Origin of the sequence: Actinomadura sp. RB99, assembly GCF_014706005.1 — a bacterium.
Classification (GTDB): domain Bacteria; phylum Actinomycetota; class Actinomycetes; order Streptosporangiales; family Streptosporangiaceae; genus Spirillospora.
Genome location: NZ_JABMCA010000063.1, coordinates 51,610 through 60,478, shown reverse-complemented (window position 1 = coordinate 60,478; position 8,869 = coordinate 51,610). Strand labels below are relative to the sequence as shown.

Sequence of the window (8,869 nt, the reverse complement as noted above, 5' to 3'; positions counted from 1 at the left end):
CGCGGGTCCGGCGGGTCCGGCGAGCCGGCGTCGAACGTCCCCCGGCCCCGTGCCGGTGCGGGCGGCGGCGGTGCGGCGCCGTCGAACGGCGGTCCCGGCGGGCGGCAGTCGCCGCCGCCGCTGTGGGGCCGGCGCGGCTCCGAGGAGGGGCCGCCGATCCCGTTCTGGCTGCGTCCGGTCGAGCCCGGTCCGGGCGAGTCCGACCGGGACGAGTGATGAACCTGAACGACCGCCAGCGCAAGCTCCTGTTCGCCGGGCTCGTGGTGGTGCTCGCCGCCATCGGCGTCTACCTGACGGTGGCGGCGCCGGAGCACGACCACGACAAGGCGGACGCGCGCCCGAGCGCGACGGCGACGGCCGGCCCGAGCGGGCCGGCGTCGCCGCCGCCGGGGATCCACAGCACCGTCGACCCGAAGAACTTCGACATCTACCGGCTGCTGCCGTTCTCGCAGCAGGACTTCGCGACGGCCGCCGACCTCGCGCAGCGGTTCGTCGCGGCGTACGGGACGTACCGCTACGACGAGGACCCGACCGCCTACATCGGCCGGATGTCCGGCATGGTCACCGATGACCTGCGCGGCCAGCTGGAGGCGGGCGCGTCCGCGCCGGGGATCCAGGACGAGCGCCGCAAGGAGCAGCTCGTCGCGCAGGGCGGCGCCTCGCTCGACCAGGTCCGCACCATCGAGAACAACTCGATCATCTTCCTGGTGACCGGGAAGCAGCAGCTCACCAAGAACGGGACGGCGAGCAGCGACAGCAAGCAGTACGCGGTGACCGTGTCGCGCGACGGCGGCTCGCTGAAGGTGTACGCGTTCGCGCCCGCCGACGCGGGCCAGGCGGGGGACACCGGATGACCCCGAAACGCGTGCTGGCGGCGTGCGCGCTCGCCGCCGCGGCGGCGCTGTTCGTCGCGCTGATCTTCGTGCCGATCCTGTTCGGCGCGAGCCAGTTCATGTTCGGCGGCAGCGTGAACGGCGGCTGCGTCGACACCTCGGGGGCGGGCGCGCAGCCCGCGGAGGCGGGCGACGCGAAGTCGATTCCGGCGAACTACCTCGACCTCTACAAGAAGGCCGGCAAGGACTACGGCATCCCGTGGAACGTGCTGGCGGGCATCGGCGAGGTCGAGACCGGGCACGGCACGTCCAACGCGCAGGGCGTGCACAGCGGCGAGAACTACGCGGGCGCGGGCGGGCCGATGCAGTTCCTGGACCCGACGTTCAAGTCCTTCGCGGTGGACGGGAACAAGGACGGCAAGAAGGACCGCTACGACCCGGCCGACGCGATCCCGACCGCCGCCGCCTACCTGAAGCACAACGGCGCCCCGCAGCGGATGAAGACCGCGATCTTCCAGTACAACCACTCGTGGGACTACGTGAACATGGTCCTGGCGTGGGCGAAGCGGTACGGCGGCGGCGACTTCAAGGTGGTGCAGTCCAACGGCGTCGACTGCCAGGACAACGAGCTGCCGGCGAACGCGAGCCGGCTCGTTCAGAAGATCATCGCGTTCGCGCTGGCGCAGCGCGGGAAGCCGTACGTGTTCGGCGCGACCGGCCCGGACGCGTGGGACTGCTCCAGCCTGGTGCAGGCGGCCTACCGGGCGGCGGGGCTCGGCATCCCGCGGACCACGTTCGAGCAGTGGCCGTTCGGGCTGAAGGTCGCCAAGGGCAAGGAGCAGCCGGGCGACCTGGTGTTCTTCAACTCGGGTCCGGGGACGTCGGCGGACAATCCCGGCCATGTCGGGATGGTCATCGGCAACGGCAAGATGATCGTCGCGAGCTGCTCGGCGTGCGTGCCCGCGATCGGCGTGAAGCCCTACAAGCGGCCGGACTGGGTGGGCGTGACGCGTCCGCTGGCCAGCCCGCAGCTCAAGGCCAAGGTCGGGCAGTTGGCCGCGCAGCAGCCGGGCGGCTGACCGGGGGCGCCCCGGCCGGCGGCCGGGGCGCGCGGTACGGGATCAGCAGCCGAAGTCGATGTCGTAGAACGTGCTGTAGTGGTCGGGCGTCCAGTACATGCCGTCGTGGCCGAGGTCGTCGGACGTGATGATGCGGCGGGCGCCGCGCGTGGAGCTGCCCGGGGTCTTCACCGTGTACTCGTGGTAGTAGCCCTGCGGTTCCTGCGGCAGCAGCCCTTCGCGGTTCTGGAAGACGGTGCCGTCCTGCGGGTACGGGAACGGGCCGCCCTTGTCGATCAGGGCGATCGTGTCGTCGGCCTGCGACGGCAGCGACGACTCGCAGACGGTGGAGACGGCGGCGGCGGACGGGGCGGGAGCGGCGGTGTAGGTCGCGGGAGCGGTGGCGGCGTGCGCCGCGGGGCCGGTGAGCCCTGCGATGAGCAGGGCGGCCGGGAGGAGCGCGCGGCGGAACCGGTGGCGGGGGGTCGTCATGGGGCGAGTGTCGCCCGGGCCGTCCGCCTCGTCACCGGCGATGCCGTCAATTCAGGAGAAGTTGCCGACCGTGTCATCGGTGATTCGGCACGGATCGGGCGGTTGGTCACCGGAACCGCCGCTTGCCGATCACCAGCAGGATGTCGCGCAGCGCGTCGGCGGCGTCGCGGACCGCCTCGGCGGGCACCCCCGCCATGGCCTCCCTGTGCGCGCGCGCCGAGGCGTCCAATGCCAGCGTTGTGACCCGCAGGCCCTCCGGTGTGAGCTGGACGAACCTGCTGCGGGCATCGCCGGTGTTGGCCTCCCGCTCGACATAGCCGGCCTTCTGTAGCCGCTGCAGCACGTTGCTCGTGCCACCGGAGGTGAGGAACGCCGACCGGGTCAGCTCGCTCGGCCTTAGCCGGTACGGCGTTCCGGCCCTGTTCAGCACCGTCAGCACCTCGAACTCGGCGTAGGTGAGCCCGAGCTCGGCCAGTTCCCCGCGCAGCGCCTGCTGGACGAGCGCCCCGATCCGCGACGCGCGCTTGCTGACCTCCAGCATCGCGATGACGTCCTCGCCGAGGCCGTCCCGCCGCCAGGCCCCGGCCAGCTCGTCCACCTCGTCACGGCGGCCGCCGTCGTCATCGCGCACAAGCCGAGGATACCCGTCGCCGTATTGCTTTCTTAAAAGCTTCTTTCTAAGCTTTACGTCATGACATCGCTTCTCCTCCGCAACGGCACGGTCATCGACACGGCTCCCGCGCCCACCGTCCTCGGACGCGCGGACGTCCTCGTCGAGGACGGCCGGATCGCCGCCGTCGGCCCCGGCCTGGCAGCGCCCGCCGGCGCCGAGATCATGGACGCGGCGGGCCGCATCGTGATGCCCGGCTTCGTCGACACCCACCGGCACACCTGGCAGACCGCGATCCGCGCCACCCTCCCCGACAGCACGCTGCCCGCCTACCTGCAGCGCGTCCTCGGCGAGCTGGCGCCGCGCCACCGCCCCGACGACGTCTACACCGCGACCCTCGCCGGCGCCCTGGAGTGCCTCGACTCCGGCATCACGACCGTCGTCGACTGGTCGCACATCATGTTCAGCCCCGACCACACCGACGCCGACATCGCCGCGCTCCGCGCGTCCGGGATCCGCGCCGTGTTCGGCTACTGCTACGGCGGCGGCGACGACCTCGCCGCCCTCGCCGCCGAGACGGCCCGCGTCCGCCGCGAGTACTTCGACGGGCCGCCCGGAGCCGTCTCGATGTGGATGGCCGCGCTCGGCCCCGAGATCGCCGGCGAAGAGCGCGCGCTCGCCGAATGGCGGCTGGCCCGCGACCTCGGCCTGCCCGTCACCGTCCACATGGGCGGCCACGGCGCCGACGGCGCGGCCCGCGGTCTGGCGTTCCTCGAGGACAACGGCCTGATCGACCATCCCGCCATGTACGTGCACGCCAACTTCTACACCGGCGAGGAGTTCAAGAGGATCGCCGCCAACGGCGGCACCGTCTCGGCCACCCCCGGAGTGGAGGCGGCGCTCGGCATCGGCGACCCGGCCACCGGCCGCTCGCACGCCGCGGGCGTCCCGACCGGCCTCGGCTGCGACACCGTCGCCAGCGGGCCGGGCGACATGTTCGGCGTCATGCGCGCGGCGTACTTCCTCGAACGCGCCCGCCCGGACGGCGCCGGCACCTGGTTCACCACGGCCGAGGCCCTCCGCGCCGCGACCCTCGGCGGCGCCGAGACGGCCGGCCTCGCCGGCGTCACCGGCTCCCTCACCCCCGGCAAGCAGGCCGACCTGATCGTCCTGCGCACCGACACCCTCGGCATGGCGGCGGCGCACGACCCGATCGCGGCCGTCGTCCTGTCCGCCGAGACGCGGCACGTCGACACGGTCCTCGTCGGCGGCCGCGTGCTGAAGAGCGGGGGAGTCCTCCAGGGCCACGACGTCCCGTCCCTGCTGGACACGCTGCGGGCGGCGGCGGCCCGCATCACCGCCGGATAATCGGGAGGGGATCGTCGGCGCCGCGTGGCATGCTGGCGGCGTGGAGTCCGAGATACGCGTCCGCATCGCCGACGACCTGTTGATGTTCCTGCCCGCCGCACGGCGCGAACCGGTGAGCCGGGTGGCGTGGGACGGGACGTCCACGCTCGGCCACGTCGTGGAGTCGCTCGGGGTGCCGCTCCCCGAGGTCGGCCGGATGACCGTCCGCGGCGAGCCCGTCGAGCCGTCCGCGCGCCCCGCGGCCGGCGACGAGGTGGGCGTGGAGCCCGTGCCGCGGCCCCAGCCCGTCCCGCTGGACCCCGGCCAGGACGCGCCGCGCTTCCTCCTCGACGTCCACCTGGGCACGCTCGCGCGCCGGATGCGGCTGCTCGGCCTCGACACCGCCTACCACAACGACATGGACGACCCGGCCCTGGTCGTCCAGGCGAACGCCGAGCGCCGCGTCCTGCTCACCCAGGACCGGGGCCTGCTGCGGCGCCGGGCGCTCTGGTTCGGCGCCTACGTCCGCGGGTCCCGGCCCGACGACCAGCTCCGCGACCTCCTGGACCGCTTCGCGCCCGTCCTCAGCCCCTGGACGCGCTGCACCGCCTGCAACGGCGTCCTCGTCGCCGTCGACAAGGAGGAGATCGAGCGCGACCTGGAGGCCGGCACCCGCCGCAGCTACGACGTCTACGGCCGGTGCGCCGGCTGCGGCCAGGTGTACTGGCGCGGCGCGCACGGCGACCGCCTTGAGAGGATCGTCGAGGAGGCGACCCGTCAGGTCGGGACCGCCCGCGCCGGAACCGATCGGCCCCGGGCGGCCGTCTCAGACGGGTAGGGACGGAAGGGGCTGGTCACCATCACCGATCTGGTCGTCGTGGGCGCCGCGATCATCCGCGACGGGCGGCTGCTCGCCGCCCAGCGCGCCGAGCCGCCGCACATGGCCGGCGGCTGGGAGCTGCCGGGCGGCAAGGTGGACCCGGGCGAGTCCGACGAGGACGCCGTGGTCCGCGAGTGCCACGAGGAGCTCGCCGTCAAGATCCGCCCGCTCCGCCGCGTCGGCGGCGACTGGCGGCTCAGCGAGCGCGCGCTCCTGCGCGTCTGGACCGCCGAGATCGTCGAAGGCGAGCCGCAGGCCCTCGAACACCTGGCCCTGCGCTGGCTCACCCGCGACGACCTGTACGACGTCGCCTGGCTCCCCGGCGACCGCCCCGTCATCACGGAGCTGGAGCCCGACCTCCGCTGAGGCGGGGCCCCGCTAGGAGATGCGGTTCGCGCCGGCGAAGTCGGAGCGGGTGGAGAGCTTGGAGATCTTCACCACGTCGCCGGTCTGCGGCGCCTGGAGGAACTTGCCGTCGCCGACGTAGATGCCCATGTGGTGGAGGTTGCTGCCGAAGTACACCAGGTCGCCGGCGCGCAGCGAGGAGCGGGACACCTTGGTGCCGAGCTGGAAGAGGTCGCCGGTGTAGTGCGGCAGGCCCGGCTTGCCGACCTGGGCGTAGGCCCAGACGACGAGGCCGGAGCAGTCGAAGGAGCTCGGGCCGGCGGCGCCCCAGACGTACGGGCTGCCGAGCTTGGTGAGGGCCTTGCGGGCCATCTTGGCGGGCAGGTCCGAACCCTTGATCGTGGCGGTGAGGCCGGACTTCGGGTCGGTGGTGTGGGTGGTGGTCAGCTTGTCGAGGCGCTTCATGACCTCGTCCACCTTGGCCTTGGCGGCCTTGCGGGCGGCCTGGACCTTCGCCTGGGCCTGCTTGACCTGCTCGGTCCGCTGCTGCGCGGCGCGCTGGGCGGCCTCGGCCTGGTCGACCTGCTTCTGCAGGGCGAGGACGGTGGTGGCCTGGTTCTGCTGGAGGTAGGCCGAGTCGGACAGGCTGTCGGCGCTGCCGCCGGAGCTGAAGATCGCGTCGGGCCCGCCGCTCATGTAGTTGGCGGCGGCCAGCTGGGCGAGCCGCTGGCGGGCGGGCTCGGTCTGCTGCAGCAGCTTCTGCGCGTACGCGGTGGCGGACTTCTCCGCCTTGACCGCGCGGCCGAGGTCGACGCGGGTCTTGTTGAACTGCTCGGTGAGCGTCTCGGCCTCGTCGTTCAGTTCCTTGAGGCTCTGCTTCAGCCCCTTCTCCGTGGTGGGAAGGGGGCTGGGCGTCCCGGTGGCCTGCGGTGCGGCGGCGGGGCCGAAGGGGGTCGCGGCGTGCGCGGCGACGGGGGCGGTGGTGCCGAGGCCGATGACCAGCACTGCGGCGGCGGTGGCGGTCGGCGCGACGCGCCGCCGGGGACGGGGGTCCGGTGCCAAGCCGGTGTCTCCTCTCCTCGCTCGCCTACCGGGTTAGCTGACGGGTTCGGGCCAGGAGTCGCCCTACGACGTGCGTCGATTCACCCCAGGGGGATGGGTCCCCGGTTCGTCCGCGGGTGGGTGCCGCGGGGGATTCGGCGGTCCGGTCGCAGCCCCGGGGGGTGGGGCTCCGGACGACCGGATCTCGGGAAGATTACAAAGGATGGGCAAAGATGGCCAATCGAGGCCCGTGTGAGGCAGGGGACGAGCGGCTCTGAACAGGCGGCGCCGTGCGCCAAGTAGAATGTTGGCAGCCGCGCGTCTGCGGCGACTCCCGAACTCTCACGCAAGGCGAGCCCGCATGCCCATCTCCACGCGCGACGACCTCCGGAACGTCGCGATCGTCGCCCATGTCGACCACGGCAAGACGACGCTGGTCGACGCCATGCTCTGGCAGTCCGGTGCCTTCCGCGAGAACCAGGACGTCGACGACCGCGTCATGGACTCCAACGATCTTGAGCGCGAGAAGGGCATCACCATTCTCGCCAAGAACACGGCCGTCCGGCACAACGGCCTGACCATCAACATCATCGACACGCCCGGCCACGCCGACTTCGGCGGCGAGGTCGAGCGCGGCCTGTCCATGGTGGACGGCGTCGTCCTGCTGGTGGACGCCAGCGAGGGGCCGCTGCCGCAGACCCGGTTCGTGCTGCGCAAGGCGCTCGAGGCGCGGCTGCCGGTGATCCTGGTCGTGAACAAGACCGACCGGCCCGACGCCCGCATCGACGAGGTCGTGGACGAGACGTACGAGCTGTTCATGGACCTCGACGCCGAAGAGGACCAGATCGACTTCCCGATCGTGTACGCCTCGGGGCGCGCCGGGCGGGCGTCGCTGAACAAGCCCGCCGACGGCGGCATGCCCGACAGCGAGGACCTGGAGCCGCTCTTCACGGTCATCACCGAGACGATCCCGGCGCCGTCGTTCGACCCGGACGCGCCGCTGCAGGCGCACGTGACGAACCTGGACGCCTCCAGCTACCTGGGCCGGATCGCGCTGTGCCGCGTGCACGCGGGGACGATCAAGAAGGGCCAGCAGGTCGCGTGGTGCCGGCACGACGGCAGCATCGAGAAGGTGAAGATCACCGAGCTGCTGATGACCGAGGCGCTGACCCGCAAGCCCGCCGACGAGGCGGGGCCGGGCGACATCATCGCGATCGCCGGCATCCCGGAGATCATGATCGGCGACACCATCGCCGACCCGGACGACCCGCGCCCGCTGCCGCTGATCACGGTGGACGAGCCCGCGATCTCCATGACGATCGGCACCAACACCGGTCCGATGGCGGGCCGCGAGAAGGGCACGAAGGTCACCGCCCGGATGGTCAAGGACCGGCTCGACCGCGAACTGGTCGGCAACGTGTCGATCAAGGTGCTGCCGACCGAGCGCCCCGACGCCTGGGAGGTGCAGGGCCGCGGCGAGCTGGCCCTCGCGATCCTGGTGGAGAACATGCGCCGGGAGGGCTACGAGCTGACCGTCGGCAAGCCGCAGGTCGTCACGCGGGAGATCGACGGCAAGAAGCACGAGCCGGTCGAGCGGCTCACCGTCGACATCCCCGAGGAGCACCTCGGCGCGGTCACGCAGCTGATGGCGGTCCGCAAGGGCCGCATGGAGCACATGACCAACCACGGCACCGGCTGGATCCGGATGGAGTTCCTGGTCCCGGCGCGCGGCCTGATCGGGTTCCGCACCGAGTTCATGACCGAGACCCGCGGCACCGGCATGGCGCACCACGTGTTCGAGGGCTACGAGCCCTGGTTCGGCGAGCTGCGCACCCGGCCGTCCGGCTCGCTGGTCGCCGACCGCTCCGGCGCCGCCACCGCGTACGCGATCACGAACCTGCAGGAGCGCGGCACGTTCTTCGTGGGGCCGACCACCGAGGTGTACGAGGGCATGATCGTCGGGGAGAACTCCCGCTCCGACGACATGGACGTCAACATCACCAAGGAGAAGAAGCTCACGAACATGCGCTCCTCCACCGGTGACGAGCTGGAGCGGCTCACCCCGCCGCGGGTCCTGTCGCTGGAGGAGGCCCTCGAGTTCTGCCGCGAGGACGAGTGCGTCGAGGTGACCCCGGCGAACGTCCGCATCCGCAAGGTGGTGCTGGACGCCAAGGAGCGCGAGCGGATGCGCGCCCGCACCAAGCGCGCCGGCTGACGCCGGGACGAGGCGCACAGGACGACGAAAGGAAACGGCCCCGCGGGT

General features: G+C 72.3%; 9 protein-coding genes, 1 pseudogene and 1 riboswitch. Of the genes and pseudogenes, 7 read left to right on the top strand and 3 right to left on the bottom strand.

The window, feature by feature from the left end; translation table 11 throughout:
* The 3 genes and pseudogenes from amrb99_RS38070 to amrb99_RS38060 form a co-directional block, all read left to right on the top strand.
* A pseudogene (locus amrb99_RS38070) lies at window positions 1-216 on the top strand (hypothetical protein); the annotation flags it as partial.
* Window positions 216-854: a hypothetical protein gene (locus amrb99_RS38065; protein WP_190865603.1), complete on the top strand. Its 639-nt coding sequence runs from the start codon at window positions 216-218 to the stop codon at window positions 852-854. The pseudogene amrb99_RS38070 and the gene amrb99_RS38065, both read left to right, overlap by 1 nt.
* The gene (locus amrb99_RS38060; protein ID WP_190865601.1) at window positions 851-1,912 is read left to right on the top strand and encodes a bifunctional lytic transglycosylase/C40 family peptidase; all 1,062 of its coding nucleotides are present in this window, start codon (window positions 851-853) and stop codon (window positions 1,910-1,912) included. The genes amrb99_RS38065 and amrb99_RS38060 overlap by 4 nt, the downstream gene beginning before the upstream one ends.
* Window positions 1,913-1,954: 42 nt before the next feature.
* On the opposite strand, the gene amrb99_RS38055 is transcribed toward amrb99_RS38060, so the two are convergent.
* Both amrb99_RS38055 and amrb99_RS38050 read right to left on the bottom strand, forming a co-directional pair.
* A complete protein-coding gene (locus amrb99_RS38055; protein ID WP_190865599.1) occupies window positions 1,955-2,383 on the bottom strand; it encodes a ribonuclease domain-containing protein in 429 nt (142 codons plus the stop codon).
* A gap of 106 nt (window positions 2,384-2,489) precedes the next feature.
* Window positions 2,490-3,014, bottom strand: coding sequence for a MarR family transcriptional regulator (locus amrb99_RS38050; RefSeq protein ID WP_190865596.1), 525 nt, complete (start codon window positions 3,012-3,014; stop codon window positions 2,490-2,492).
* 60 nt (window positions 3,015-3,074) lie between these two features.
* Here amrb99_RS38050 and amrb99_RS38045 point away from each other — a divergent pair, with 60 nt between their 5' ends.
* From amrb99_RS38045 to amrb99_RS38035, 3 genes are read left to right on the top strand one after another with little or no spacing between them, the layout of a single operon-like run.
* Window positions 3,075-4,361 (top strand): amidohydrolase family protein, encoded by a 1,287-nt coding sequence (locus amrb99_RS38045; RefSeq protein ID WP_190865594.1) that lies wholly within the window; start codon window positions 3,075-3,077, stop codon window positions 4,359-4,361.
* Between the two features lie 40 nt (window positions 4,362-4,401).
* Window positions 4,402-5,178, top strand: a complete 777-nt coding sequence (locus amrb99_RS38040) for a Mut7-C RNAse domain-containing protein (protein WP_347257027.1) — start codon at window positions 4,402-4,404, stop codon at window positions 5,176-5,178.
* A gap of 39 nt (window positions 5,179-5,217) precedes the next feature.
* Complete coding sequence (locus amrb99_RS38035) at window positions 5,218-5,586, top strand: (deoxy)nucleoside triphosphate pyrophosphohydrolase (protein WP_347257026.1); 369 nt, start codon at window positions 5,218-5,220, stop codon at window positions 5,584-5,586.
* Between the two features lie 12 nt (window positions 5,587-5,598).
* On the opposite strand, the gene amrb99_RS38030 is transcribed toward amrb99_RS38035, so the two are convergent.
* Complete coding sequence (locus amrb99_RS38030) at window positions 5,599-6,627, bottom strand: C40 family peptidase (RefSeq protein ID WP_190865592.1); 1,029 nt, start codon at window positions 6,625-6,627, stop codon at window positions 5,599-5,601.
* A gap of 6 nt (window positions 6,628-6,633) precedes the next feature.
* Window positions 6,634-6,760, bottom strand: a riboswitch (cyclic di-AMP (ydaO/yuaA leader).
* A 207-nt stretch (window positions 6,761-6,967) separates the two neighbouring features.
* On the opposite strand from amrb99_RS38030, the gene typA reads away from it, so the two are divergent.
* On the top strand, window positions 6,968-8,821 hold the full coding sequence (gene typA / locus amrb99_RS38025; protein WP_190865590.1) for a translational GTPase TypA: 1,854 nt from the start codon (window positions 6,968-6,970) through the stop codon (window positions 8,819-8,821).
* The last annotated feature ends 48 nt before the right edge of the window (window positions 8,822-8,869 follow it).